The sequence below is a fragment of the Marivita hallyeonensis genome (assembly GCF_900129875.1).
GTDB classification, from domain to species: Bacteria; Pseudomonadota; Alphaproteobacteria; order Rhodobacterales; family Rhodobacteraceae; genus Marivita; species Marivita hallyeonensis.
The window spans coordinates 238,594-264,274 of sequence record NZ_FQXC01000005.1; the positions used below are offsets into that span (position 1 = coordinate 238,594).

24 protein-coding genes are annotated in these 25,681 nt (G+C 59.6%); 17 read left to right on the forward strand and 7 right to left on the reverse strand.

Annotated elements, in window-relative coordinates; genetic code table 11:
• Position 1: 1 nt before the first annotated feature.
• From BUA42_RS17300 to BUA42_RS17325, 6 genes are all read left to right on the forward strand, one after another.
• Entirely contained in the window at positions 2 to 3,136 is a 3,135-nt protein-coding gene (locus BUA42_RS17300; protein WP_072779579.1) for an efflux RND transporter permease subunit, read from the forward strand.
• A gap of 137 nt (positions 3,137 to 3,273) precedes the next feature.
• Complete coding sequence (locus tag BUA42_RS17305; RefSeq protein WP_072779580.1) at positions 3,274 to 4,698, forward strand: circularly permuted type 2 ATP-grasp protein; 1,425 nt, start codon at positions 3,274 to 3,276, stop codon at positions 4,696 to 4,698.
• A gap of 3 nt (positions 4,699 to 4,701) precedes the next feature.
• Positions 4,702 to 5,643 (forward strand): alpha-E domain-containing protein, encoded by a 942-nt coding sequence (locus BUA42_RS17310; protein WP_072779581.1) that lies wholly within the window; start codon positions 4,702 to 4,704, stop codon positions 5,641 to 5,643.
• A 19-nt stretch (positions 5,644 to 5,662) separates the two neighbouring features.
• The gene (locus tag BUA42_RS17315) at positions 5,663 to 6,460 is read left to right on the forward strand and encodes a transglutaminase family protein (protein WP_072779582.1); all 798 of its coding nucleotides are present in this window, start codon (positions 5,663 to 5,665) and stop codon (positions 6,458 to 6,460) included.
• A gap of 29 nt (positions 6,461 to 6,489) precedes the next feature.
• The gene (locus tag BUA42_RS17320; protein WP_072779583.1) at positions 6,490 to 7,212 is read left to right on the forward strand and encodes a proteasome-type protease; all 723 of its coding nucleotides are present in this window, start codon (positions 6,490 to 6,492) and stop codon (positions 7,210 to 7,212) included.
• A 27-nt stretch (positions 7,213 to 7,239) separates the two neighbouring features.
• Entirely contained in the window at positions 7,240 to 8,187 is a 948-nt protein-coding gene (locus BUA42_RS17325; protein WP_178346926.1) for a carbohydrate kinase family protein, read from the forward strand.
• Positions 8,188 to 8,461: 274 nt separating this feature from the next.
• Here BUA42_RS17325 and BUA42_RS21460 read toward each other — a convergent pair whose 3' ends face one another.
• The 3 genes from BUA42_RS21460 to irrA all read right to left on the reverse strand — a co-directional run bounded on the left by BUA42_RS21460 (position 8,462) and on the right by irrA (position 13,613).
• Positions 8,462 to 12,097, reverse strand: a complete 3,636-nt coding sequence (locus tag BUA42_RS21460; RefSeq protein WP_072779584.1) for a DUF4214 domain-containing protein — start codon at positions 12,095 to 12,097, stop codon at positions 8,462 to 8,464.
• A 278-nt stretch (positions 12,098 to 12,375) separates the two neighbouring features.
• Entirely contained in the window at positions 12,376 to 13,047 is a 672-nt protein-coding gene (locus tag BUA42_RS17335; protein WP_072779585.1) for a hypothetical protein, read from the reverse strand.
• Positions 13,048 to 13,196: 149 nt separating this feature from the next.
• Positions 13,197 to 13,613, reverse strand: a complete 417-nt coding sequence (irrA, locus tag BUA42_RS17340) for an iron response transcriptional regulator IrrA (protein ID WP_072779586.1) — start codon at positions 13,611 to 13,613, stop codon at positions 13,197 to 13,199.
• 185 nt (positions 13,614 to 13,798) lie between these two features.
• Between irrA and fabA the strand changes: the two genes are divergently transcribed.
• The gene (gene fabA / locus BUA42_RS17345; protein WP_072779587.1) at positions 13,799 to 14,308 is read left to right on the forward strand and encodes a bifunctional 3-hydroxydecanoyl-ACP dehydratase/trans-2-decenoyl-ACP isomerase; all 510 of its coding nucleotides are present in this window, start codon (positions 13,799 to 13,801) and stop codon (positions 14,306 to 14,308) included.
• 3 nt (positions 14,309 to 14,311) lie between these two features.
• Here the strand turns inward: fabA and BUA42_RS17350 are convergent, their stop codons facing one another.
• Both BUA42_RS17350 and BUA42_RS17355 read right to left on the reverse strand, forming a co-directional pair.
• Entirely contained in the window at positions 14,312 to 14,974 is a 663-nt protein-coding gene (locus BUA42_RS17350; RefSeq protein WP_072779588.1) for a dimethylsulfonioproprionate lyase family protein, read from the reverse strand.
• Positions 14,975 to 15,108: 134 nt separating this feature from the next.
• Entirely contained in the window at positions 15,109 to 15,324 is a 216-nt protein-coding gene (locus tag BUA42_RS17355; RefSeq protein WP_072779589.1) for a YgaP family membrane protein, read from the reverse strand.
• Positions 15,325 to 15,485: 161 nt separating this feature from the next.
• Here BUA42_RS17355 and BUA42_RS17360 point away from each other — a divergent pair, with 161 nt between their 5' ends.
• The 4 genes from BUA42_RS17360 to BUA42_RS17375 are packed head-to-tail and all read left to right on the forward strand — an operon-like array spanning position 15,486 to position 18,656.
• Positions 15,486 to 16,715, forward strand: coding sequence for a beta-ketoacyl synthase N-terminal-like domain-containing protein (locus tag BUA42_RS17360; protein ID WP_072779590.1), 1,230 nt, complete (start codon positions 15,486 to 15,488; stop codon positions 16,713 to 16,715).
• Between the two features lie 18 nt (positions 16,716 to 16,733).
• The gene (locus BUA42_RS17365) at positions 16,734 to 17,525 is read left to right on the forward strand and encodes an enoyl-ACP reductase FabI (RefSeq protein WP_072779591.1); all 792 of its coding nucleotides are present in this window, start codon (positions 16,734 to 16,736) and stop codon (positions 17,523 to 17,525) included.
• A gap of 1 nt (position 17,526) precedes the next feature.
• Entirely contained in the window at positions 17,527 to 17,922 is a 396-nt protein-coding gene (locus BUA42_RS17370) for a DUF4260 domain-containing protein (protein WP_072779592.1), read from the forward strand.
• Between the two features lie 59 nt (positions 17,923 to 17,981).
• Positions 17,982 to 18,656, forward strand: coding sequence for a ferredoxin reductase domain-containing protein (locus BUA42_RS17375; RefSeq protein WP_072779593.1), 675 nt, complete (start codon positions 17,982 to 17,984; stop codon positions 18,654 to 18,656).
• A 15-nt stretch (positions 18,657 to 18,671) separates the two neighbouring features.
• Here BUA42_RS17375 and BUA42_RS17380 read toward each other — a convergent pair whose 3' ends face one another.
• Both BUA42_RS17380 and BUA42_RS17385 read right to left on the reverse strand, forming a co-directional pair.
• On the reverse strand, positions 18,672 to 19,829 hold the full coding sequence (locus BUA42_RS17380) for a winged helix-turn-helix domain-containing protein (protein ID WP_072779594.1): 1,158 nt from the start codon (positions 19,827 to 19,829) through the stop codon (positions 18,672 to 18,674).
• Positions 19,830 to 19,833: 4 nt separating this feature from the next.
• Entirely contained in the window at positions 19,834 to 20,700 is an 867-nt protein-coding gene (locus BUA42_RS17385; protein WP_072779595.1) for a hypothetical protein, read from the reverse strand.
• 112 nt (positions 20,701 to 20,812) lie between these two features.
• Between BUA42_RS17385 and miaB the strand changes: the two genes are divergently transcribed.
• The 6 genes from miaB to BUA42_RS17415 all read left to right on the forward strand — a co-directional run bounded on the left by miaB (position 20,813) and on the right by BUA42_RS17415 (position 25,678).
• Positions 20,813 to 22,135, forward strand: a complete 1,323-nt coding sequence (gene miaB / locus BUA42_RS17390) for a tRNA (N6-isopentenyl adenosine(37)-C2)-methylthiotransferase MiaB (RefSeq protein WP_072779596.1) — start codon at positions 20,813 to 20,815, stop codon at positions 22,133 to 22,135.
• A gap of 105 nt (positions 22,136 to 22,240) precedes the next feature.
• Complete coding sequence (locus tag BUA42_RS17395; RefSeq protein WP_072779597.1) at positions 22,241 to 22,783, forward strand: OmpA family protein; 543 nt, start codon at positions 22,241 to 22,243, stop codon at positions 22,781 to 22,783.
• Complete coding sequence (locus BUA42_RS17400) at positions 22,783 to 23,091, forward strand: hypothetical protein (RefSeq protein ID WP_143152736.1); 309 nt, start codon at positions 22,783 to 22,785, stop codon at positions 23,089 to 23,091. Before BUA42_RS17395 ends, BUA42_RS17400 begins: the two co-directional genes overlap by 1 nt.
• 75 nt (positions 23,092 to 23,166) lie before the next feature.
• Positions 23,167 to 24,144: a PhoH family protein gene (locus BUA42_RS17405; protein WP_072779598.1), complete on the forward strand. Its 978-nt coding sequence runs from the start codon at positions 23,167 to 23,169 to the stop codon at positions 24,142 to 24,144.
• A gap of 30 nt (positions 24,145 to 24,174) precedes the next feature.
• Complete coding sequence (ybeY, locus tag BUA42_RS17410; RefSeq protein WP_072779599.1) at positions 24,175 to 24,714, forward strand: rRNA maturation RNase YbeY; 540 nt, start codon at positions 24,175 to 24,177, stop codon at positions 24,712 to 24,714.
• Positions 24,715 to 24,907: 193 nt separating this feature from the next.
• Positions 24,908 to 25,678 carry a hemolysin family protein gene (locus tag BUA42_RS17415; RefSeq protein ID WP_425435043.1) on the forward strand — a complete coding sequence of 257 codons (771 nt, stop codon included), beginning with the start codon at positions 24,908 to 24,910 and terminating at the stop codon, positions 25,676 to 25,678.
• The last annotated feature ends 3 nt before the right edge of the window (positions 25,679 to 25,681 follow it).

A 25,681-nucleotide genomic window follows, 5' to 3' on the forward strand; every position in this document is an offset into this window, starting at 1 on the left:
AATGCAAACCCTGACCTTCCGCCAGCCCCGTCTTGTCGCTCTCATCCTTCTGGTGCTGATCTCTGCCGGGCTGTCATCTTTCCTATCGCTAGGGCGTCAGGAAGACCCGACAATCACCAACCTTTTCGCAACCGTGACAACCAGCTTCCCCGGCGCCGATCCGGCACGGGTCGAAGCGCTTGTCACAAGTGAGATCGAAGAAGAATTGCGCGAGATCGCCGAGGTCGATGTCATCGAATCCGTGTCACGCACCGGAGTGTCTGTGGTGTCGGTCGAGCTTCTGGAAACGCTGGACGAAGCCACCATCGAGCAGATCTGGTCCGAAGCGCGCGATGCGGTGGAGGACGCGCGCCGAAATTTCCCGGCAGGCGTGCAGCCGCCCGAATTCAACGCAGAAGGCATCAGCGCCTACTCCGCCGTCATCGCAGTGACCGCAGATCACGTCGGTGTGCCGATCACGCTGGCCCATGCGCACGCGGAAGCCTTGGCCGATCGTTTGCGCGCGATCCCGTCGACCCGCGCAGTGGACCTGTTCGGAGAGCCGGACGAAGAAGTGCTCATTCAGGTGGACCCCGAAGCGGCGGCAGCTCTTGGGCTGACCACAGCAGAAATTTCGCAACGCATTTCCGCCGCAGATGGCAAGGTACAGGCGGGGCGGGTGCAAGGGGCGCAATCCGACCTGACGATCAATATCTCGGGCGAAATCGAGGCTCTGGATCGCGTCGGTCGAGTGGTTCTGCGCGAAAACGAAGACGGCGCGTCCGTTGTGCTCTCCGACATTGCCACGATCACGCGCGGCGCGCGTGCCCCTGCCGAAGAACTGGCCTTGGCCAACGGCCGGCCGGCCGTTCTGGTCGGTGTCTTGGCGCAAGACGGCGTTCAGATTGACCGCTGGATGGGGTTCGTTCGCGATGAGCTTGCCGCTGGAGAGGACATGATCCCGGTCGGGTTGTCCGAAATCCTCATGTTCGATCAAAGCACCTATACGGCGGATCGCTTGGCCGAAGTCGGTTTCAACATGGCCATTGGTGTTAGCCTCGTTGTTGCAGTGCTCTTCATCACGCTAGGGGTGCGGGCCGCAGCCATTGTGGCGTTGGTGCTGCCCGTTGTGTCACTTGCGACCTTGGCTTCGATGAACTTCATCGGTCTGCCAATTCATCAGATGTCGGTGACCGGTCTCATTGTGGCGCTGGGCCTCTTGGTGGACGCGGCTATCGTCATGGTCGATGAAGTGCGGCAACGGCTCGCGAAAGGCATGGCGCGCGAAGAGGCGGTGGGGGACGCCGTCAAACGGCTTGCAGCACCGCTTTTGGCGTCAACTGTAACCACGGCGCTCAGCTTTACGCCGATGATCCTTCTGCCCGGCCCGGCGGGCGACTTCGTCGGCTCCATCGCAATTGCCGTGGTGCTGATGCTGATCTGGTCGCTCATCGTGGCGCTGACAGTGACCCCGGCTCTGGCAGGGTGGTTCCTGCGAGAGAACAAGGCCGCAGGTCTCTCCGTTCCGATGTTTGGGCGCGCATTCGAGGCGTCCATTCGGTGGTCTGTCGCGAACCCCGTCAAATCCATCGCTCTGGCGTTGATCCTCCCGGTGACGGGGTTCGCGGCATTCCCGACCCTTACCGCGCAGTTCTTTCCCGGGGTGGAACGCGATCAGTTCTACCTTGAGGTTGAAATGCCCCCGGGCACTGCAATTGCGGAAACCGCCGAGGTGGCAAAAGGCATCGACCGGTTGCTGCAAGACGAGGCAGGGATCGACCGTGTGTATTGGTCCATCGGTAAATCAGGACCTGCGTTCTACTACAACATCACTGGCGGGCGCAGTCAGGAGCCGGGTTACGCGCAGGCGATGATCAAGACCGCGACAGCAGAGGACGCCGCGCGCCTTGTGCCTGGTCTGCAGGCCGAACTCGACAGCAGCTATCCGCAAGCCCGGATCATCGTGCGTGACCTGGTGCAGGGACCGCCGGTCGCGGCACCGGTCGAGGTCCGTCTCGTCGGGTCCGACCTCGACACGTTGCGCGATCTGGGGGCTGAGGCGCGGGCGCTGATGGCGGACTTGCCACTGGTCACACAGGTGCGGGCTGGCGTCACTGGTGGCGCGCCGCAGGTGCGGTTCGAGATCGATGAGACGAAGGCCCGCCTTCTTGGCTTCAACGTGACCGATATCGCGGCGCAGTTGGAGACGAGCCTTGTTGGCAGCGAAGGCGGCAGCCTTGTCGAGGGCACAGATCAGCTTTCCGTCCGCGTACGCCTCGGTGACGCGACGCGCAGCGACCTGGCGGCGATCAGTGACCTCCCGATTCTGTTGCCCGGCGCCGGTGCCGTGTCAGCGGGCGGCGCGATGCCCGTTGTGCCATTGTCAGAGCTTGCAACGCCGGTCATCGAACCGGCGGAAAGCGTGATTACCCGCCGCAACGGCGAACGCGTGAACACCGTGCAGGCTTACATCGTGCCGGGAGTTCTGCCGGAGGAGGCATTGCAATCAGTGCTGGCGTCACTGGACGAACGCGGGTTTGAGATGCCCGCCGGTTACCGCATGGAATTGGGCGGCGACTCTGACGCGCGGTCGAACACGGTGGGCAACCTGTTGGCTTCCGTAGGTCTTATCGTCACCCTGACCATCGCGGCGATCGCGTTGACCTTCAACTCCTTCCGTTTGACGGCCGTTGCTCTGGTCGTCTGCGTGCTCTCGGCTGGGCTTTCGATGCTGTCGCTTGCCGTGATGCAATACCCGTTCGGGATCAATGCGATCATCGGCGTGATCGGCTCTATCGGCGTGTCCATCAATGCGGCGATCATCATTCTGACAGGCTTGAAAGCTGATCCCGAGGCACTTTCCGGCGACCATGACGCGATGGCTCGGGTCGTGACCGGGTCCAGTCGACACATCATCTCGACGACGATCACGACGTTCGGCGGTTTCCTTCCCCTGATCCTTGCCGGCGGCGGCTTCTGGCCGCCCTTTGCGGTGGCAATTGCCGGAGGCGTGCTGTTGTCGGCAGTGGTGTCCTTCTACTTTACGCCGCCGATGTTCGCGCTGCTCTACCGTGGCAAGCGACGGAAAACAGAGGAAATGCACCCTGAAGGCGAAACAGAGTCACCGAAAAACACGCTGAGATTGGCCGCGGAATGACACCTTCGCCAGCTTTCGCGAAAAGCTACATCTTAAAAGTGCCTAATAAGACTGCATAATTCGGCCTGAAGCGCTCGCCAAGCCGCAAGAACAGGCCATCTGCTTGCGGTCAGGCAACCATGCGTTAATTCTTAGGCATGTCAGAGAACACCATTTTTGATGAGATGTGGGGCCACGACGCGCAACTGCGCGCGCCCTACCAAAACTTTCACAGCTGGTTCGATCAGGAAGATCCCAAGCGATTACGAGCCAAGAACCGCGAGGCCGAAGAGCTTTTTCGCCTGACCGGGATTACCTTCAACGTCTATGGGCGGGCCGAAGCCGAAGAACGGCTGATCCCGTTTGATATCATCCCGCGCATCATCTCGGGTGCTGAATGGGCCAAGCTGTCCCGGGGGATCGAACAACGCGTGCGCGCGATCAACGCGTTTCTGCATGACATCTATCACACTCAGGAAATCCTGAAGGCGGGTCGCATCCCGGCCGAAATGATCTCGCAGAACGAGGCATTCCTGCCGCAAATGATCGGCGTCGATGCACCGGGAGGTGTCTACACACACATCGTCGGAATCGACCTTGTGCGGACCGGGCCGGGCGAGTTTTACGTTCTGGAAGACAACGCTCGCACACCATCGGGCGTCAGTTACATGCTCGAAAACCGGGAAACCATGCTGCAAATGTTTCCGGAGTTGTTCTCCAAAAACCGTGTGCAGTCGGTGCAGCAATATCCGATTGATTTGCGCCGATCGCTTGCCGCCTGTGCGCCCAACGCGACGAATGGCACCCCGACCGTCGCGGTCCTGACGCCGGGTATCTACAACTCCGCTTATTTCGAACACGCCTTCCTCGCCGACCAGATGGGCGTCGAGCTGGTCGAAGGCCACGACCTTCGCGTCGTCGACGGTCGCGTCGCCATGCGGACCACGAAAGGGTATGAGCCGATTGACGTGCTCTACCGTCGGGTCGATGACGATTTCCTCGATCCGCTCAACTTCAACCCGGAAAGCCAACTGGGTGTGCCGGGGATCATGGATGTCTACCGCGCCGGCGGAATCACGATTGCGAATGCGCCGGGCACAGGGATTGCCGACGACAAGGCGATCTATTCCTACATGCCCGAGATCGTCGAGTTCTACACCGGCGAACGCCCCCTGCTGCAGAACGTGCCGACATGGCGCTGCTCGGAGCCTGATGCGTTGGCTTACGTGCTCGACAACCTCGAAGACCTCGTGGTCAAGGAGGTACATGGCTCTGGCGGCTACGGCATGCTGATCGGGCCAACCGCGTCGAAAAAGGAAATAGCGGAGTTCCGGAAAAAGCTGAAGGCGAGACCCAAGAACTATATCGCGCAGCCGACGCTCAGCCTCTCCACAGTTCCGATCTTCGCGCAGAAAGGCCTGTCCCCACGCCACGTGGACCTGCGCCCCTTTGTTCTGGTCAGTCCCGACGGGATCAAGATCACGCCCGGAGGATTGACGCGCGTCGCTCTGAAGAAAGGCTCACTCGTCGTGAATTCGTCACAAGGTGGCGGGACAAAAGACACTTGGGTACTGGAGGAGTAGAGAATGCTGGGTAAAACGGCAAACGGGCTCTTCTGGATGTATCGCTACATGGAAAGAGCCGAAAACACCGCGCGCCTGATCGAAACCGGGCAACGCATCGCACTCACACGGTTGACCGAAACGGACGACGAATGGCTGTCAGTGCTGCAATCGGCGGATTGCCTGTCCGGTTACAACGCCACTCATGACGAGGTGTCACGCGAACTTGCCGTCGACTGGATGCTGCGGGCCAAGGAAAACCCGTCGTCGGTCCTGTCGAGCATTAACGCCGCGCGTCAGAATGCACGTCTGGTGCGCACCGCCATTACCGGTGAAGTGTGGGAAGCGGTGAATTCGGCGTATATGCGCTTGAAAGACGGACTTTCGCGCAAGGTCAGCGAACGTGACCTGCCAGCGACCTTGCGCCTGATCCGGCAACACGCGGCCCTGGTGCGCGGTGTCACATTGGGCACGATGCTGCGCAACGAGATTTACGATTTCGCCCGGCTCGGTACGTTTCTGGAGCGGGCCGACAACACCGCGCGCATTCTCGACGTGAAATACTACGTCCTTCTTCCGTCAGCCCGCGCTGTCGGCACCTCGCTGGACAACGTGCAGTGGGAGACGATCCTTCGCTCCGTATCCGCGCGCGGAGGGTTCCGCATGGAACACGGCGCTGGAGGTGGACCAAAGGAAATCGCGGATTTCCTGATCCTCGATAAACGCATGCCGCGGTCCTTGGCGTTCTCGGTCAGCAAGCTGTGCGACAATCTTGGGTACCTGAGTGACGGCACCGATCAAGGTCTGGCGTCGCGTGATCGCGTGATTGCGCTTCAGGACGGTCTTCTGTCAAAGAGCATTGACGATATCTTTGACTTTGGCTTGCATGAGTTCCTACAGAAAACTCTCGAAGAGCTGTCCGGCATCTCCAGCCAGATCGAACAGGACTTCCGCTTCTACGCTTAATTGATCGCGACCAAGGCTTATGCGACTGAAAATCGAACACACGACCCGATACCGGTTCGACACACCGGTCGTTTACGGCTTGCAGCAGCTGCGCAAGACGCCCAAAAGCACGTTCAATCAAAAGGTTGTCTCGTGGGAGACGCGGATCGAGGGCGGCAAGAAGGAAACCTCGTTCGAGGATCACCACCGCAACACGACCGAACTCATCAGTTTCGATCCCAACACGCTTGAACTGTCCGTGATAAGCGAAGGCGAGGTTGAACTGGAAGACAACGGCGGGATTCTTGGTCCGCATCAAGGCTGCGCGCCGCTGTGGCTCTACGACATGACCACGCCGCGCACCCAGGCCGGTGCCGGGACGCGGGCCTTGATAAAGGGCCTCGGCGACCCGAATGACGTCTCGACCCTCCACAAGCTGAGTGAGCGCATTCGTGACGCCGTGCCTTACACGCTCGGCGCGTCGAACCCGGATTGGTCCGCCGAAGATGCGTTGGAAGCGGCGAAAGGGGTGTGCCAGGATCACTCGCACATCTTCATCACCTGTGCCCGCGCGATGGGTCTGCCCGCGCGCTACGTGTCTGGCTACCTGATGCTGAACGATACGACGACGCAGGAAGCAATGCATGCTTGGGCCGAAGCCCATGTTCCGGGTCTTGGTTGGGTAGGTTTTGACGTGTCGAACGCGATTTCGCCGGATACGCGCTACATTCGCGTCGCAACGGGGCTGGACTATTCCGACGCCGCACCGATATCTGGAACACGGATTGGCGGGGCAGGCGAAGACCTGAACGTTCAGATCCACGTGATTCAGCAGTAAAGGCCGTCTCAGTGACATATTGCGTAGGAATGATGCTTCGCAGGGGGCTGGTCTTCATGTCCGACACCCGCACAAACGCGGGTCTCGACAACATTTCGACCTTCAAGAAGATGACAATCTGGGAAGAACCCGGTGAACGCGTCATCACACTGATGTCTGCGGGCAACCTCGCCACAACTCAGGCGGTGATCAGCCTTCTGGACGAGCGCAGCAAACTGCCGGAGGATCGAACGTCTTCCTTGATGAAGGCGCCGTCGATGTTTCAAGCGGCGTGCATGGTCGGAGATACGCTGCGTGAGGTCATCGGTGACCTCACGGATGGCGGTCAGCGCGCCGATAGCGGGTTCGATGCCACGCTTATCCTTGGCGGCCAGATTGACGGAAGCCCGCCGCGCATGTTCCTCATTTATCCCGAGGGCAATTTCATCGAGGCGGGAGACGACACACCGTTTTTCCAGATCGGCGAGATCAAATATGGTCGCCCGATCCTCGTGCGCGCCTTTGATCCCGATCTGACATTCGAAAGCGCATTGAAGCTGCTCATGGTGAGTTTCGATTCGACGCTGAAGGCCAATCTGTCGGTTGGTATGCCGCTCGATTTCTTCTGCTACGAAACGGACAGCCTGGAAAAACGCCACGTTGGTCGCGTGACCGCCGACAACGAACGGTTTCAGACCATCTCGAAAGGCTGGGGCGAGGCGCTGAAGCAGGCGCTGGATACTTTGCCGGATGTTGGTATGGAATCGATCTGACGTGATTAACGGATCAGGGAGGATGCCGTGACCAACAGCCCAATCATCTGCGTAGGCGGCGAAAACCTGATCGATCACGTGACGCGCGAAAGCAACGTATCCGCACTTCCGGGCGGGTCCCCGTTCAACGTCGCCATGGCGCTGGGCCGCCAAGACGTCGATGTCCGCTACATCACGCCGATTTCGACCGACAGCTGGGGCGACTTGCTGGCCGATACGCTGACACGCTCGGGCGTCACACTCAGTGGCGGTCGCGTGGACGCGCCGACCACCGTCGCCCGTGTCACCGTCACCGACGGGATCCCGTCCTACGAGTTTGAACGAAACGGTACGGCAGAGCGCCGCGTGACAGAGCAGTCGTTGTTCGACGCCATGCCAGCGCAAACGCGCGCGCTCCACACCGGCTCTCTGGCCGTGTCCGAAGGGGCGGATGGTGCGGCATGGGAAGACGCCTGCAAGCGGGCCTTCGACGACGGCACTTTGGTGTCTTTCGATCCCAATGTGCGCCTGTCCGTTATCTCGGATCCGGAACGCTACCGCGCCCGCGTACTTCGGATGATGGCGACGACCCATCTGTTGAAGTTGAGCGATGAAGACCTGGAAGGTCTGTTCCCCGATTTGGCAGCTGTCGACGCTTTGACCGAAGTAAGAGCCCTCACCTCTGCACCGCTGGTCGTGATGACCAAGGGCCCCGATGGTGCGATGGCCTGGATCGGTGAGGACGTCGTGGATATGGCTGCGCCGCCAGTGCCAAACTTGGTCGACACCGTCGGTGCGGGGGACACGTTCATGGCCACGCTTCTGGCCGGTCTGGTTCGGATCGACGCCCTGTCTCCGACCGCCGTGGCTGATCTGAGCAGGGACGATGTCGAGACACTTATTCGCCGCGCCGGGATGGCGGCGGCGATCAACTGCGGACGCGCCGGGTGCAACCCGCCGACGGTCGCAGAACTGGACGCGGCTCTCGGGATTTGAGGCCTTGGAAGGCGGAGAGTTCTTGCACTGGCGAAGCATCTGTTTCACCTGTCTTGGCGAGCCGATGCATTCCGTAAGAGGCTGATAATTTGACTTAAATCGTCTGTGTCGGGTAACGAAGCTTTAAGAGCTGAGTACGTAATAAGGGCAGGAAAGAGGCGTTGCCGCCTCCTTCGTTTTCTTGGGTCCTTTTTGCGGATGTCTCATGCCGGCCTTGTTGTTCATTCTGCAGTTATTCCGCTACCTCATGCGGCGACGGATGGCATTGGCGGTGTCAGACCAGAAACACATCAGGACTGATCCCGACGACCTGCATGAGAAACCCGCTCTCGCTGCCGTCGAGGATCGATTGATAGACCATGTCGCTTTGGGCAATGCCTGCGTCAAGGCTGGCATCCGTTCCGTCAAATCCGTGCATGACGGCCCGTGCATCTTCGACGTCGGACATGCCCCGCATGACGGCGAAATGGCCGCCCAGCATGACCTTGTTGGCCAAATATTCGGCGTCCGCAGCGCTGCCTGTCTCGGCCTTGGCACCGGCCAATATGGCCTGGATAAACGTCGGCGGCGTGATGGCCGTGTCGTTCTGAAGCACATCCAGCCAATAAAGCAATCCCGACACATCCGGATCACGCCCGAGGACGTTTTGGTAGACCGCCGTCACGAAGGCCGGCAAATTTTCCATCGACCCATAAAGCGCCCGTGTCTCCGGTTGGTCGAAAAACAGCGCTGCAATCTCATCCATGCCGAGACCTTGGGCAAGCTGATCGCCCCAGAAGAAAAGCCCAACCGCGTCCGGCGCACGATTGAAATACGCGATGTAAAGCTCGGTCAGTTCAGCCATCTGAACCGGGGAAAGCGTCGCCATACCGTCGAACATTCCGATCGGAATCCCGTCAGTGGCAAATGGGGAGATCTCTTCTGCGAAATCAATCCATTCGATATTGCTCAGCATAGTAAGTTCGTTGCCCGCTCCATCCCGGTTCTCCACCAGAATCGTCGGGCCATCGAATCGCAGTGTGTATCCCGATTGCGTGCCTTCGAAAGCGGCAATGTCGATACCGCGTCCACCATCCACGATGTCGCGACCGCCACTTATGAGAATGACATCATCACCATCCAAAGCGTCAATGCGATCGTCTAAGAGGGTGCCGTGCAACATGTCGTTACTGTTGCTACCCTCCAACAGACTTACAGACGGATCGTCGCCATCTGGCACATCGGAATTGTGGTCACCGTCACGAAACGGGTCCACGATCGGTGCGGGCAAATCGCGAATATCCGCGGACAGAAACGACATGATGCCGTCTAGGTTTGACCTGACCGCAGGGTGGATATCGTCTGGCAATTCGACACTGCTGAGCGGTAACTCTCCGAAAACAGTGATGTAGTGAACCAGCGACGCAAGGAAGTAGAGCGTTGCGGTGCCGTGAGCATCCTCGTCAACGAACAGATCGGATGCACTGATCTGCTCAAGCCCGAGTGAGGGGGTATCCAGCAGACGCGCGATCTGTGACCCGGCACTTACAAGGCGAACGTCCAGATCAGACCGCTCAGATTGGATGATTTCGGTCAGTGAGACCCACCAGTCATGCCATTCACCGGCCATATAGTTCTTCAACGCATCGAATTCGGAAGTGGTCAGCATCCCATCGGTCGCAAACTGGTTCAGTTCAGGCCAAGTTTCGAAGATGTTGACCGTAACACCTGGGGCTTGCTGTGTTGTCCACTCAATGACCTGCAGCGCGGCGTGTGCTGGGGATGTATTCGGGTCGATCCAATAAGCCTCATCGGGGGCAAGGTCTTGAACGAAATTTACGGGCGAAATCGTGATTTGATTGAAACCAGCGTCTGCGAAGGACTGTCCAACACCCGGTGTCCAAGCGTCCTGCACGCCGTCGATCTGCAATTCCGGGGCCGCCGCAGATATTGCATGTTCCCGCATCATCCCGCTTTGCGTGGAGTTCGCGTAGCCGTTATCTGCGAGATCCGCCATCACGCTGATCCAATACGGCACCGTCAGAAGAGGGTCGTCATTTCCGCGTGCGAAATGGGTGTTTGCGAAAGCGTATTCGACCACGTCATCGAAACGCGGTGTCGGAGAAGGTGTCGGGTCCGGATCAGGTTGCGGGTCGGGCGCCGGACCGGGTTGCGGAACTGGCGTCGGCTCGGGGTCCGGTTCAGGATCGGGCTCGGGTCGCGGCGCCGGGCCGAAGTCTGATGGTGTCGAGCTCCAAGTCCCGTCTTTCATGTGATCCGGCGCCGGATGGTCGCGCATGAAATCCTCCAGCGCGTTGTACCGGGCCGTTTCATCTTCGAGATGCCGGAGTGTTCCCCAGCTGCCCCATTTCGTGGGGCGCGACACATCGACAAAGGCATTGAAAAGCGTACCGCCGGCGTCTTCCCAGCCTTGCAGCAATTCCCTGTAAAGCTGACCCATCCCTTCTGAATAATTGAGATGTGCGAAGAAGTCGGACAACGTCTCATTGTGAACCCACTGGCCGATCCCGACCACGTGTGTTCCGCCTTCATACATCACCAAATCCAGCCCGTGCGCGTCGGCAACCTGTTTGTGATAGCGAAACAGGTCGAACAACGCGTCAAGCGAGTCTCCTCTGTCCCCGGTGACAGACCCGTCCCGCAGTTCACGGATTGCGAGCGCTTCCGCATGATCGTACCGATGCTCTTCGACATACGCCTCCGCAGCCGATCCGCGAAGACCGCGTGCCGCCGCTTCGTCGCGCGCCCGGTCTTCGCTCTCCTCGATCCAACCCAGAACGATCGGAGCTTTTCCGTCGGTGCCGAGGCCGCTGGCAAAGTATCCGGTGATCGCATAGGTGTCGAAGGACAAGTACGGCGCGTGGTTCGCACCGCCCTGTGCTTGCCACGCCGGTGCTTCGAGGATCGGCTCTTCGAGACCAGGCCAATTCGTGTGCGTCGCGATGACTTTGACAAGCCGGTCGTCGGCGCCTGCGTATACACTGTCGAGCACCCTGGCCATCTCTGCAGATCGTGCGCCGTATTCCTGAACCCAGCCATCGCCGTGATCCTGTCCGAAGCGGTCGCGCGCCGACTGTTGTGCGTCTTGCGCCTGTTCGAACATCCAGTTCCACACCTCGTTCGACAGTTCAAAATGCGCGCGCAAATCCGGGTTCAGATTGTCCCGGACATATGTCGCGAATTCGCGGATGTAGGTGGCATCGGCATGCCAGGGGATATTGAACCATGGCTCCGTACCGGTCTGGTTGGCCAAAGCGACCATGACCTCCACGGGCACGCCCGGGGAATAGGTGTAATACTCGGGCGCAGGGCGATCGGACCAGCTGCTTACCTGCGAGTCATTGGTTTGCTGCCAATCCATGAAGCGCAGGGAATGAGCATCGTCGATCAAATCCAGCCACAACGGGTTGAAGAGCTGGCCTGCGTCATGCGCCGGAATGTGCTCTTGTTTCACGACCTCAATATTGCGCAGGTAATCGCCATTGTTCCGTGGATCCGTGGACCGGATGAGAACGGTCACCAAGGCTGCGCCATTGGGCTCAAAATCGAACCAGATCTCGCCATCAGACCGGGAAACGACGTCAGCGCCGTAGATCTCGATCTCGCCCTCGCCATCATAGCTCAGCCGGTACAACCCGCGCGTGTAGTTCGCGTCGGCGGGCATCTCTGTCAGAATGTAAGAATGAATGGAACTTGCGCCGGCCGGCATTTCGGTCAGCCAGCCGTTGGCATCCAATACCCCCATGTTCTCAAGGTCTTCGGGCGAATATCCACCGCCCGACCAGGGGCGTGCCGTTTTGAAGACGTCAAGGAACGGCTGCTGCACGCTCCAGTCTTTGACGCCTCTCAATCCAAAAGCCAACGCCGCCGCAGAGGTCTGCGTTCCGAACACATCGGTTAGGGGTTCCATGTCCCACTCCACTCATCCATGTGCCCCCGTCGAAAGCGTTAGACGGGTGAGTGTGAACGGGCTCTTAAACGCGCAATTCGATGAAAATTGACGGCAGCCGTCGATCAATGCGGCTGTACTTTTCGGCGCTTCGCATTTGCCGATTTCGATTGGGAAAACAGGGCATTGCAGCCAGGCTGCATTTGCCGCGCCCCTGAACTCTGCCAGGAAGCGTGAGGCATACCCATGTTCTGAAAATTTGAGGAATGGACGGCCTTGGATCGGGCGATGGCTGTGCCCTAGCTCGTATCTCGCCCAAAGGTCGGCAGCGCGTGCGCAAGCATCGCCGTCAGTACCAGCATTTCGCCACCGTCTTCGATCACCCCGATGATCCCGGCTGTCAGGGTCCGTTTCTCAGCCAACTGGTGAATGACGTCGATACCAACGGCCAAGAAGACCAGGACCCCGAACAAGATGGCCTGCGGCGCGAGTTTCGCGCGCGTCTCGGCCGTGGCATTCGGCCAGGTCAGAACGATGACGCCAAAGAAGATCAGACCAAGAAAGGCCCACACGACGAGCTCGGCCAGGGTAAAAATCATCGCGCTGTAAGATAGATGGAAATCGAGCGCCATCACCACGTACGCGCTGCGTTCATGCAGTTGAAACGCGTCGTCAACGAAAGCGAGAAGATACACAAACGCAGTCGCCAGCAAAAGCGGGTCGCGCGCGCGTCGCCACGCCACGAAAACGCACGCGATGATCACGACCCAGAGCGCGTAGTTCAGAAGCTCACCAAGACTGTAGTCGCGGGCGATGTTGAGCATGTCGGGCCAGACATGCGCCGGGTTCTGTCGCGTTGCCAGCCCCATCCAGATGTGAATGGAAATCAGAAAGATTTGAAGACTGCCGATAATCGCAAACAGAGACAGGTCAAACGTTCCCCGGCCACGATCCAGTTTTCGATAGCGCATGCCAAACGGTCATAAGAATGCTTTGATAAAATCGCACCAGTTAATCACTCGTATCCACGGGGGATGCTAAGGTCAGTCATGCTTGCAACGCAAGCGCCGCATGCCACTGCTTTAATTGGATCGTTCGGGTGGCGTGAAAACAGACCGGATCAGGTCTTCCGAAGTTTGATCACCACGTTCACGCTGGAAATCTCGGCGCCTTCCGGCGGCGTTGGAATGCGTGCGATTTCAAGCTGATCGGCGGGCGCGTCCGACAGACGCCCTTCGTCTTCCCAGAAGAAGTGCGGGTGATCGTGGGTGTTTGTGTCAAAGTAGCTGCGCGCACCGTCAACGGTGACCTCCTGCATCAGTCCCGCATCGCAGAACGTGCGAAGTGTATTGTAGACGGTCGCCAACGACACTTGCTCACCGGTTTTCTGAACCGACGCGAACAGGCTTTCGGCTGTGACGTGGCGGTTTTTTCCGTCACCGACAAGAAGCGACGCCAACGCAACACGCTGACGTGTCGGGCGAACACCGCCCTCGGACAACCATTTGGTTCCACGTTCTGTCTCGATAGAAGGCATGCCGGCCCCGATTTTCCTCGTCACCCGACAATATAGGGTGCGAATGCTTCGCAATTCAAATGAAATTCTTGCAACAACTTGTCTCAGTCCAACACGGTCGCGCGATTTGGCTGGGCTTGCGGCACTTGGTTGCGCGGTGCTAGAGGGGGCGGGATTTCGCCAATCACAACGGGAGCCCGCCGCACATGACCGACTATCCGCGCAGTTTTGATCGTGATGACCTTCTCAAATGCGCGCGCGGCGAGCTGTTCGGCCCCGGAAACGCGCAGCTTCCGGAACCGCCAATGCTGATGATGGACCGGATCACCGATATCTCGGGGGACGAAGGCGCGCACGGCAAGGGCCATGTGGTCGCGGAGTTCGATATCAAGCCAGACCTCTGGTTCTTCGAATGCCATTTCCCCGGCAACCCGATCATGCCCGGCTGTCTCGGTCTGGACGGGTTGTGGCAACTCACCGGCTTCAATCTGGGTTGGCGTGGTTGGCAGGGTCGCGGATACGCGCTTGGTGTGGGTGAGGTGAAGCTCACCGGCATGGTGCGTCCGGATCGAAAGATGCTGACCTATTATGTGGATTTCACCAAGGCGATCCAAACCCGCCGCCTGACAATGGGCGTTGCCGACGGTCGGGTCGAAGCGGACGGTGAGACGATCTATCAGGTCAAAGACATGAAGGTCGCTCTGTCTGAAAGCTGATCTTCACTTTCGCGGCCCTCGGGAAAACACCATTTTCTGGTTGGCGAGCTTTTTCCGGTCTCCGGTCCAAGCGTAACAAAGAAGCGCCGGGTTCTGTTCGGCGACGGTAATGCGATGCCGCTGTTCCGGCGGGTTGAAGATTAGTGACCCCGGCGCATAGACCCCTTGATCATTCTCTGACACTGCCCCGGACAGGCAGATGTAACTTTCCGAAATGCCGTCATGCGCATGTGCGGGATAGGTGCAGGATGGCGCGAACAAAACCAGCCCGAGGATGACCTCGTCGGTCAACACCGGACCGGTCGGACCGGCCAGCTCGGCATAGGCGTATTTCGTCTCCAGTCCGCGCGGCACCTTTTCGTAACCATATTGCCAGACCAGATGATCGCGCACGGAGTCGATGGCACGGATGAACGGCGCGTGGCGTTCCATTCGCCCGTTGTCGAGCGCACGCTGCAGGTGCGCGGTGACAGGCTTCGAAACAGGCTTCAGCTCGTGCACCTCGGCGTTCGCCTTGATCACGCGGCTGATGCCGTCGCGCACGGTCTTCTGGTGACTGCGGATCTTGGCGCTCCCGCCAGCGGACAGGCGTCGATAAAGCTCGTAATAGTCGCGCAGTAGGTAAAGCCAGTTGGGCCGGTCGCGCAGGCGTGGATAGTCGATCATGCTGCCCCTCTGCAGTCGGAATGCTCAGGGTGCTATGTCCGTGTTGGCTCCATGAGGCGCAAGAGCAGAATACGCCTTCGACGCAAAGTCCGCGGTCGTTGAACAAGGATTGTGCAATCGCGCCTGACTACCGCCTACTTGTCTGTCGAAACGCCGGTGACGGAATACGCCGGGCAGCGACGGCTGACACTAGTCAGAAACAACACGGCGCCGATAATCCCGGAAGGCCACGTGACGACGGCGCCAAAACTCGCAGCCCAAGGGCAAAACAGGGCAAACCCGATCAGCGTCGCGCCAAGGATAATCCTTACAATTTGATCGGTGCGTCCGACATTTGGTTGAGAAAGCATGATAGCCTCCTATCCAAGACGCCAGCACGTCTAGCAAAGCTGGGTTCCAAGGCGTTGATCCGGATCAATTGTTCACAAGTACCCCCGGTTGCGTTTCGAACGGCTTGCTCCTCCCCCCCTCCTTCCCCTACACACGCTTGCAACAATTGTAAGGAGCCGTGATGCGCCGAGTTGTCGTCACCGGATTGGGCATTGTCTCGTCTATCGGAACCAACAAGGAGGCTGTGCTGGCCTCGCTCAAAGCGGGCCGGCCAGGGATCACCGCAAATGCCGACATGGCCGAACATGGGTTCAGGTCACAAGTGGCTGGTGCCATTGACCTCGACCTGACCGCGCATGTGGACAAGCGCACCCTGCGCTTCATGGGGCCGGGCGCGGGTTATGCCTATGTCGCCATGGGCCAGGCGATCGAAGATGCAGGTCTCACCGAGGCAGAAGTCGTCGATCCTATGACGGGCCTGATCGCCGGGTCTGGCGGACCGTCGACCTCTGCAATGCTGGCGGCGCATCAGACCGTACTGACCACCGGCGCGACCAAACGGATCGGGCCTTTCGCCGTACCGAAGACCATGTCGTCGACCGTCAGTGCGAACCTCGCCACGGCGTACCAGATCAAGGGCATGAACTTCTCGATCACCTCGGCCTGTTCGACCTCGCTGCACTGCATCGGCATGGCGGCGCAGCAGGTGGCGCTGGGCGCGCAGGACGTGATGTTCGCCGGTGGCGGAGAAGAGCTCGACTGGACGCTGTCCTGTCTCTTTGACGCGATGGGCGCGATGTCGTCAAAGTTCAACGACACCCCCGAACGCGCCAGCCGCGCCTTCGATGCCGACCGCGATGGTTTTGTGATCTCGGGCGGCGGCGCCATTGTCGTGCTGGAACCGCTTGAGCGGGCTTTGGCCCGGGGGGCAAAAATCTACGCAGAGATCACGGGCTTTTCGGCGACCTCCGACGGGGCTGATATGGTTGCACCGTCCGGCGAAGGTGGCGAACGCGCGATGCGCGGAGCGTTGAAGACGCTGCCGGAAGACCGGAAGGTCAGCTACATCAATGCGCACGGCACCTCGACCCCAGTGGGCGACGTCGGTGAGATCGAAGCCGTACGCCGCGTCTTTGGCGAAGGCAGCACACCGCCTGTAAGCTCGACGAAATCCATGACGGGTCACAGTCAAGGCGCAACCGGCGCGCAGGAAGCGATTTACTGCCTTCTTGCCTTGCAGGACGATTTCATCATCCCATCGATCAACGTCGAAACACTCGATCCGGCGCTGAAGCCGGAAGAGATTGCGACTGAGCTTGTCGAAAATGCAGGGCTCGACACGGTGATGACCAACTCCTTCGGGTTTGGCGGCACCAATGGGTCGATGCTGCTGTCGAAATTTCAGGATTGATGTGAGCGGGGCCTTGCAATGACGAAGCAGTTGGAGGGCAAGCGTGGCCTCATCATGGGTGTGGCCAACGAACGGTCCATCGCATGGGGCATTGCCAAAGCCATGCACGAGGCCGGAGCCGAGCTGGCTTTCACCTATCAAGGCGAGGCGTTTGGCAAAAGGTTGGAGCCGCTCGCCGCCTCGGTTGGATCGGACTTCATGGTCGACGTGGACGTCACGGATGACGGGTCGCTTGATGCCGCTTTCGAACAGCTCGCTGCGCGCTGGCCGACGATTGACTTTCTGGTCCACGCGATTGCGTTCTCGGACAAATCCGAACTGACGGGCCGGATCCTCAACACATCACGTTCGAACTTCAAGAATTCGCTCGATATCTCGGCCTACAGCTTTATCGACGTGGCGCGACGTGCGCATCCGCTGATGGTCGACAACGGCGGTACCTTGCTGACCCTGACCTACATGGGCTCCACCCGCGTGACGCCCAATTACAATGTGATGGGTGTCGCCAAGGCCGCATTGGAAGCCGCCGTGCGGTATCTGGCGAATGACCTTGGCCCGGAAGGTATCCGCGTCAACGCGATCTCTCCCGGACCGATGAAAACGCTGGCCGGGGCCGCGATTGGCGGAGCGCGCAAGACATACAAGCACACCGACCAGAACGCGCCGCTACGGTCGAACGCGACGCTCGAGGCGGTGGGCGGCACCGCGGTCTATTTGGCCTCCGACGCCGGTGCTTTCACCACGGGTGAAATCGTGCGTGTGGACGGAGGCTTCCACGTCCTCGGCATGCCGCAATACGATCATCTCTGAAATGCAGCCTAAACCAACCGCACCGACCTACAGCGCGTTTGTATTTTGGCAACGCGCGGAAGGTGCGGTTCTCTTTGGCGTGGCGCTCTGGCTTTACACGCTGGTTGGATCGCCTTTTCCCGTTTGGGTGGCCGTTCTGCTCTTCTTTCTGCCTGATCTGTCCTTTGCTGCTTACCTCTTGGGTCCGCGGCTTGGTGCCTGGGCGTACAATATCGTCCATGTGTACGCCTTCGGGGCAATTGTCGGTGGCATAGGTCTTGCGTTTGACAGCGCCGCGTGGATGGCCGCGGGCACGCTCTGGTTTGCGCATTCAGGTTTCGACCGCGCGCTTGGCTACGGACTGAAATCGACGCACGGTTTCAAGGAAACTCATCTCGGTCGTATCGGGCAAGAGTGATCCAAGCGGGAACCGGCAGGTGTCCGACGCGTTATCGCCGCAAAAGGAGATACGCTTAAATGACACATGTTTTGACCCTGCAAAGCATCGAACCCGTCACCCACGACACCTACCATTTGGTATTCAACAAGCCTGACGGGTACGACTTCACGCCCGGCCAGGCCTGCGATTTCGCGCTGGCGCGTGACGGATGGCGGGACAAGCAGCGCCCCTTTACCTTTACCGGTCTGCCGACCGAGCCAACACTGGAATTCGTCATCAAGAGTTATCCGGACCATGACGGCGTGACCGAACAGATCGCGGGTCTCCAAATGACCGATCAGGTAGAGATCAGCGACGCGTGGGGCGCTATCGAGGACAAGGGCCCGGGTACCTTCATCGCCGGAGGCGCGGGCGTGACCCCCTTCATCGCGATCCTCAAACGCCGCTTGCAGACACACGGAACGCTTGAGGATTGTCGTCTGGTTTTTTCAAACAAGACCGAGAAGGACATCATACTGCGCGATACCTTCACCTCCATGCCCGGGCTACAGCGCGATTTCATCGTCACGGATGAGCCGGACAGCGAATTCCATGGCAAACGGATCGACAAGGCTTATCTGAAGGGGCTTGTCGAAGAGATGGACGGACCTTTCTACATTTGTGGTCCCGACCAGATGGTCACGGATATCTCCGACACCTTGAAGGAGCTGGGTGTCAGGGAAGACCGTATCGTGACCGAAGACTTCGGTTAATCAGCCAGCGGATCTCTAGCGCAGAATCCGCTCCACTCCAACGAAACGGGCAAGCCGGGTGAGTTCTGCATCCAGCTTGTCCTGTCGTTTGAACGTCCATCGAACGCCGGGTTCGTGCCAGAGGTTCTTGACCGTCAGGGTGGAGGCTTTCCGGTCAGCCTTGAGGTCGATGCGCCCGACGAAGCGGTCGCCTTCGAGGATCGGAAACACGTAGTAGCCCCATATGCGCTTCGCCTCCGGCACAAACATTTCGACCCGGTAATCGAACCCGAACAGCCGCGAGAGGCGATTGCGGTCTCGGATCACTGGATCAAAAGGGTTGAGGATGCGAAGGCGGCTGGTCGCGGGCGTCAGCCGTGCCAATCGCGCCTCGATATCCGGCACCGCAATGGCGTCAATCCAATCTCCCGAGGATGCTTCGATCTGGACCGGAACAATATCCGTACGTGCATCACACCACGTTTGCACTTCGCTCCGCTCCGTCGCGTCCCAAAAGCGCTGCACATCGCCCGGCGCACCGAACGCCATGCGATCGAGGGCAGCATCACACAACCAGGTGACCTGATCTTCATCCGCCATATCAACCTCGCGGAGATGGTCTGAAAAGACCCGCTCCGGCAGATTGTAGAATTTCGTGAAGTTTCGGCGGTGGCACGTCGCAAGGTCGCCAGAGAACCACATGTAGTCCAGCGCTCGCTTGTGGGGCGGGCGCGACCACATCGCCTTCGGCCCCTCGATTTTCGTATCGAACGCCTTGGTCGACAACGCGCCTTCCCGCGCGATCCTTTCTTTGATCTTGGCGCGTTCGGACGCGTCCGGCAGGTTTTTCAACCAACCTTGCTTATCAAGCTTTGCCTGCATCCGCCGGAACTGCCGCCGCCACATCGGCAGGAACTCCATCGGCAGGACAGATGCGTCATGTGTGAAATGCTCAAAGATCGCGCGGTCCTTGCCCAGCAGCCGATCCAGCATCGGCTCGCGGTAATTTTGATTGCGGCTCCACAGGATGTGGTGATGAGCGCGTGCAACAACTTGAATGGAGTCCAACTGCACAAACCCCAGATCATGGATGAGCTTCGGTAAATCCAGAGCGCCGGTGGGCGTGCCCCCAAGCCCCTGCGCATGTAGCCACATCTGCCGGGCCGTCCGATTGGGAATGCGAAGGGGCGTCATATGGTCAGAACCACTGACCGGGTTCCATCAGCCCCAGATCCAGCAACTGGCGCGAATGCCACTCGAACGGCACCGAATTGTGCCAGCGGAACGTCTCGATCTCGAACGACGACCCGGGATTGCGCTTCAGCGCTTTTGCCGTACGGAAAGACACGACGGCCGCCGTCAGGTTGTTGTGCCACGGGCAAGCGTAGGTGTTGTATTCTTCGTCGTTGAAGGTGTGATCTTCGCGAAGCTGCAGGCCCGGTTTCGACTTGAATAGCGCGACGCGGTCGATCTTGCGCCTTTCGGGGGGCACGTGTTCCTCGTACCGCCAGCGCAGTCCGCCAAAGAAATCCAGCTGCCGTTCCTTCGGGTGGTTGGTTTTCGGATCATTTCGCCCAAGGGCGTAATATCCCGACCGATCCAGATAGGCCTCTTCGATGCTCACCGCGCTCGGATACGCACCCAGATCGCCCGCGTAGACGTCGATGGCGTAACACAACATCGCGTCTCGCCGTTCCTCGGTGTGGAAGGCCAAAAGCTCTCCCACTGTGCGCGTCTCGCAAAACGGGAAGAACAGGTACTCCGCATTGTAGCAGACATACATCCAAAGCCCGGGTGCCTTCGCAATGATCCGATTGACGATGTTTTCGCGGCTTTCCTTCAAAGCGATATCGGCGTCGATGCGAACGACGAGTTCCTCGATATCCGGCGCAAGACTGAATTCCGGGCGCATGAACACCAGCACCTTCTTGAACCCAAGTTGAAGATGGTGCCGCAGTGTCGTGTCGACCTCGACGTCGTCTTCCACGAATATCAGGGCAACTGGCCCTTTAACGAGGGCATCGCCGGGGTCGTTCAAAAATTCGTTTGTGCCTGCATAACGCATGAGGGAACCTCTGCGGGGGTTTTCGCCAGACTCGATGAAAAAACCGTGCATTGCAAGACAGGGGTGAGATGCGGTATCGCCACGCCCTGAACCTGCCCCAAGGAGTGTCGGCATGTCCGAGGCGAAAAAGCTCTACATCAAGACCTACGGCTGTCAGATGAACGTCTATGACAGCGAACGCATGGCCGAAGCGCTGGGCGGGCAGGGCTATGTGGAGACGCAATCGCCGGATGATGCGGATATGATCCTGCTGAACACCTGCCACATCCGCGAGAAAGCGGCTGAGAAGGTGTATTCCGAGCTGGGGCGCTACAAAGGATTGAAGGCCGCAAAGCCCGATCTGAAAATTGGGGTCGCGGGCTGTGTCGCGCAGGCCGAAGGCGAAGAGATCATGCGCCGCCAGCCGATGGTCGATCTGGTGGTCGGTCCGCAGAGCTACCACCGCCTGCCCGAACTTGAGGCCAAGGCCCGGTCGGGAGAGAAAGCGCTCGACACCGATTTCCCCGAGGAGGACAAGTTCGAGGTCCTCAAGAACCGCCCCAAGGCAAAGCGCGGACCGACCGCGTTTCTGACCGTGCAGGAAGGCTGTGACAAGTTCTGCGCCTTCTGCGTGGTCCCCTACACGCGCGGCGCCGAGGTTAGCCGCCCTGCAGATCGTATCCTGACCGAAGCGCGCGATCTGGTGGAGCGCGGCGTTCGCGAAATCACCCTGCTTGGCCAGAACGTGAACGCCTATCACGGTGCAGGAGAAGGTGGCGACTGGTCACTCGCACGCCTGATTTGGGCCCTGAACGACATCGACGGGCTGGAGCGCATCCGCTTCACCACCAGCCACCCCAACGACATGACCGACGATCTGATCGAGGCGCATGGCACTTGTCCAAAGCTGATGCCGTACCTGCATCTGCCCGTACAGTCCGGGTCGGATCGCATCCTCAAGCGGATGAACCGGCAGCACACGGCGGACAGCTACCTGAAGATCATCGAAAAACTGCGCGACGCGCGGCCTGACCTGCTCTTGTCGGGCGATTTCATCGTCGGCTTCCCGGAAGAGACGGAAGAGGATTTCCAGGACACCTTGGACATCATCCGCGCGTCCAACTACGGCTACGCCTACAGCTTCAAGTACTCGACCCGCCCCGGCACACCAGCGGCCGAGCGGGACCAGCTGCCGGAAGACGTCAAGGACGACCGTCTGCAACGCGTGCAGGCTCTGATTACCCAGCAGCAGAAAGCCGCCCAGGACGCGATGGTCGGCAAAGAGGTGGGCGTGTTGTTCGAGAAGCCCGGCCGCTTGCCCGGCCAAATGGTGGGCAAATCCGACCACCTGCATGCAGTGCATGTGCAGGGCGAGGGGATCCAAACCGGTGACCTCCGTCGGGTCCGCATCGTCGACAGCGGGCGCAACTCGTTGGCCGGTGCGTTGGTCGCGTGACACACCCCCCAATATCTTGAGGTTCCCTCTTTAATAAACCGCCGCTTTTGGTAGTCTGCCCAAGATACAGCGCTTAAGCGCGATTCCGAATTGGGGGATGCGGAGATGTTCGGGCGATTGTCCATCTTTCTGATCGGTGCAGCACTGGCGGTTCCTCAGGTCGCGGCCGCGAATGAACCCGAACGGTACATCCCGGGCGTCTGGATTGATCCCGACGGCTGTGAACATTGGGTCATGGACGATGGCGTCGAGGGCTTCATGAGCCCGCACCTGCGCCGCGATGGCACACCGGTCTGCCACAAGGTCAGCAAATGCGCGATTGTTCCGACCGACCAGATGTTCGCTTCTGGAAGCGCCGCGATCTCACAGCATGGCGTCAATGGATTGCGCAACTTCTTCGCGTCAAACCCGGCGAACGGCTTTGTCATCGAAGGCCATACCGATAGCCGTGCCTCGGACCGCTACAACCTTGGTCTCAGCCAACGCCGTGCCCGCGCCGTGGCACGTGTGGCGCAAGAGGCGGGGGCGCAGGTTTATTCGGTGCGCGGCTTCGGCGAACGCCGCCCGCTCGCCAGCAATGCGACAGCGGAGGGCATGGCCAAGAACCGACGCGTCGAAATCCTGTGCCTTGAGCGGGGGAAGCGGTGATGCGGATGATCAAACCTGTAGTGATAGTTGCCGCCCTTGCTGGCTTGGCCGCCTGTGAAAACCCGTCCGAAGACAAAAGCGTTGACCGCGGCTGGGACGACAAACCACTCAGCGAATTGCAGGCGGGCATCTGGATTGATCCCAACGGGTGCGATCACTGGATCATCGACGATGGTGTCGAAGGCTACCTGTCGCCCCGCCTTGACCCGCGCGGACGACCGGTCTGTTCGGGAACACCTCAGGACCGCAACACAGCTATTGGCGATTTCAAAGGCGGTTCTACTTCCATTATCGGGGATGCGCTGTGACGGGACGGGTGATCGCTTGCACAGTGTGACCGAACTTGCCACCCTGCGAATGCGACCCTTGAGCCGGAGACCCGCGTGACCACAGACACATTGTCCGAAGCGCTTGTTGAATTTCCTGATAATCGTTTGCTTATCGACCTTTGCGGTGAATACGACCGAAACCTGACCGAGATCGAAAGCCGTTTGGGCGTCCAGATTCTGCGTCGCGGGAATCAGTTGGCGATCCACGGCGAGCCCGACGCGCAGGAAGAAGCGCGCGAGGTGCTGATGGCGCTTTACCAAAGGCTCGAACAGGGGCGCAGCGTCAGTCATGGCGATATTGACCGCGAATTTCGGATGGCCCTAGACGAGTCCGGCCCGGATGCACAGATCGAGATGTTCGAAGGCGGCCCGGTCGAGATCAAGACCCGCAAGAAGCTTGTCGAACCGCGCACCGACGCGCAAAAGGCCTATGTCCGCTCCCTGTTCGAGAACGAGTTGGCGTTCGGCATTGGCCCGGCCGGAACCGGCAAGACCTACCTTGCGGTGGCCGTGGGGGTGAACATGTTCATCACCGGGCAGGTCGATCGCATCATTCTCAGTCGCCCCGCGGTCGAGGCAGGCGAAAAGCTCGGCTATCTTCCGGGCGACATGAAGGACAAGGTCGACCCCTACATGCAGCCGCTCTACGACGCGCTGAATGACTTTCTGCCGGGCAAACAACTCGCTCGGATGATCGAGGAAAAAACGGTCGAAATCGCACCGCTCGCCTTCATGCGCGGCCGCACGCTCAGCAATGCCTTTGTCGTGCTCGACGAAGCGCAGAACGCCACCTCGATGCAGATGAAGATGTTCCTGACCCGACTTGGCGAAGGCTCGCGCATGGTCATTACCGGTGACCGGACCCAGATCGACCTGCCGCGCGGCGTTGCCTCAGGACTGCGTGATGCGGAGCGTCTGCTGAACAATATTCCGAAGATCAGCTTCAACTATTTCACGGCCAAGGACGTCGTCCGCCACCCGCTGGTTGCGGCGATCATCGAAGCCTACGAAAAAGACGCGGAAACGCCCTGATCTTCTCTGGTTCCAAAATATCTCGGGGGTATGGGGGCTGGCCCCCATGATGATACCCAATTGCCACCGCTCACAGACATCCTGATCGAAGACGACCGTTGGGACGCCATTGACCTGTCTGCGCTTGCTGAACGGGCGGCGGTGCAAACGCTGGAGCATCTTGGCCACTCAGCGCGTGGGTACGAGATCGCCGTTCTGGGCTGCGACGATGCCCGGATCGCCGATCTCAACGCAGAGTTCCGTGAAAAACCCGGGCCGACCAACGTTCTGAGCTGGCCTGCCCGCGATCTGTCCGCCGAGGTAGACGGGGACGATCCGACGCCGCCACCACCTCCTGATCCGCTTATGGGTGAAAGCCTCGGGGACATCGCCATCGCGTTCGACACTTGCGCGCGCGAAGCCGATGCCGGCGGAAAGTCGCTTGCAGACCATACGGTGCATTTGCTTGTTCACGGAGTGTTACATCTTCTGGGCTACGACCACGTTCGTGACCGTGATGCCACGCTGATGGAAGGGCTGGAGACGGAAATACTTGGCAAAATGGGTCTGGCCGACCCATATAGGGAATAGAACGGGATTTTGGCCTCCACCGGAACAGGAAAAGATGGGCGACAACGACGACTCGTCTAACGCAGCGCAAAGCGCGCGAGAGACGACTGACAGTAAAACCGCGGGTGGTGTGTTTGCCCGCATGCGCAAATGGCTGGGCGCCGGCCCGGACGAGGTGCAACCTCCCAAACCGTCGCCAGATGTGGCCCGGGCGATGGCTCCAATCCATGGCATGATGAACTTGCGCAGGATGCGCATCGAGGACGTGGCCGTGCCGCGTGCCGATATCGTGTCCGTGCCCGACACGATCACAAAGTCCGATCTGGTGAAGGTGTTCCGTGAAAGCGGTCTCACACGTCTGCCGGTCTACAATGGCACGCTCGACACGCCTGTCGGTATGGCGCACCTGAAAGACCTCGCGCTGAAGCACGGCTTCAACGGCAAAGGCAGCAGTTTCGACCTCAAGGCGCTCTTGCGCCCACTCCTTTTCGTGCCACCCTCCATGCCCATTGGAGTTCTTCTCGCCAAGATGCAGACAGAGCGGCGGCATATGGCGCTGGTGATTGACGAATACGGCGGCGTAGACGGGCTGGTCACGATCGAGGACCTGATCGAGCAGGTTATCGGTGAGATCGAGGATGAGCACGACCTCGACGAAGGCCGCAACTTCACTCGCGAAAAACCTGGGGTCTACATGGCCTTCGCCCGCACCCCGCTCGAAGAATTCGAGGCCGAGATCGGGATGGAGCTGACCGACCACGACGATATCGACGGCGAAGAGATCGACACGCTTGGCGGCCTTGTCTTCATGCTGGCCGGTCACGTCCCCGCGCGCGGTGAAGTTGTCCCGCATCCCGAAGGCCCTGAATTCGAAGTGGTTGATGCCGATCCGCGCCGGATCAAACGCATGCGGGTCCGCCTCAGCGCGACACCTCCGGCGGAGCGCCCGGCGCAAGCGGCAACCACTGCTGCTCCAACGCCCTAGTCT

Excerpts from the sequence above, each read along its gene's own strand:
- BUA42_RS21460 (WP_072779584.1), bottom strand. The coding sequence starts at position 12,097 with ATGGAACCCCTAACCGATGTGTTCGGAACGCAGACCTCTGCGGCGGCG.
- ybeY (WP_072779599.1), top strand. The coding sequence starts at position 24,175 with ATGGGGGCTGGCCCCCATGATGATACCCAATTGCCACCGCTCACAGAC.
- BUA42_RS17375 (WP_072779593.1), top strand. The coding sequence starts at position 17,982 with ATGACACATGTTTTGACCCTGCAAAGCATCGAACCCGTCACCCACGAC.
- irrA (WP_072779586.1), bottom strand. The coding sequence starts at position 13,613 with ATGCCTTCTATCGAGACAGAACGTGGAACCAAATGGTTGTCCGAGGGC.
- BUA42_RS17315 (WP_072779582.1), top strand. The coding sequence starts at position 5,663 with ATGCGACTGAAAATCGAACACACGACCCGATACCGGTTCGACACACCG.
- BUA42_RS17365 (WP_072779591.1), top strand. The coding sequence starts at position 16,734 with ATGACGAAGCAGTTGGAGGGCAAGCGTGGCCTCATCATGGGTGTGGCC.
- BUA42_RS17385 (WP_072779595.1), bottom strand. The coding sequence starts at position 20,700 with ATGCGTTATGCAGGCACAAACGAATTTTTGAACGACCCCGGCGATGCC.
- BUA42_RS17380 (WP_072779594.1), bottom strand. The coding sequence starts at position 19,829 with ATGACGCCCCTTCGCATTCCCAATCGGACGGCCCGGCAGATGTGGCTA.
- BUA42_RS17310 (WP_072779581.1), top strand. The coding sequence starts at position 4,702 with ATGCTGGGTAAAACGGCAAACGGGCTCTTCTGGATGTATCGCTACATG.
- BUA42_RS17350 (WP_072779588.1), bottom strand. The coding sequence starts at position 14,974 with ATGATCGACTATCCACGCCTGCGCGACCGGCCCAACTGGCTTTACCTA.
- BUA42_RS17305 (WP_072779580.1), top strand. The coding sequence starts at position 3,274 with ATGTCAGAGAACACCATTTTTGATGAGATGTGGGGCCACGACGCGCAA.
- BUA42_RS17400 (WP_143152736.1), top strand. The coding sequence starts at position 22,783 with ATGCGGATGATCAAACCTGTAGTGATAGTTGCCGCCCTTGCTGGCTTG.
- miaB (WP_072779596.1), top strand. The coding sequence starts at position 20,813 with ATGTCCGAGGCGAAAAAGCTCTACATCAAGACCTACGGCTGTCAGATG.
- BUA42_RS17360 (WP_072779590.1), top strand. The coding sequence starts at position 15,486 with ATGCGCCGAGTTGTCGTCACCGGATTGGGCATTGTCTCGTCTATCGGA.
- BUA42_RS17320 (WP_072779583.1), top strand. The coding sequence starts at position 6,490 with ATGATGCTTCGCAGGGGGCTGGTCTTCATGTCCGACACCCGCACAAAC.
- fabA (WP_072779587.1), top strand. The coding sequence starts at position 13,799 with ATGACCGACTATCCGCGCAGTTTTGATCGTGATGACCTTCTCAAATGC.
- BUA42_RS17335 (WP_072779585.1), bottom strand. The coding sequence starts at position 13,047 with ATGCGCTATCGAAAACTGGATCGTGGCCGGGGAACGTTTGACCTGTCT.
- BUA42_RS17355 (WP_072779589.1), bottom strand. The coding sequence starts at position 15,324 with ATGCTTTCTCAACCAAATGTCGGACGCACCGATCAAATTGTAAGGATT.
- BUA42_RS17415 (WP_425435043.1), top strand. The coding sequence starts at position 24,908 with ATGGCTCCAATCCATGGCATGATGAACTTGCGCAGGATGCGCATCGAG.
- BUA42_RS17300 (WP_072779579.1), top strand. The coding sequence starts at position 2 with ATGCAAACCCTGACCTTCCGCCAGCCCCGTCTTGTCGCTCTCATCCTT.
- BUA42_RS17370 (WP_072779592.1), top strand. The coding sequence starts at position 17,527 with ATGCAGCCTAAACCAACCGCACCGACCTACAGCGCGTTTGTATTTTGG.
- BUA42_RS17395 (WP_072779597.1), top strand. The coding sequence starts at position 22,241 with ATGTTCGGGCGATTGTCCATCTTTCTGATCGGTGCAGCACTGGCGGTT.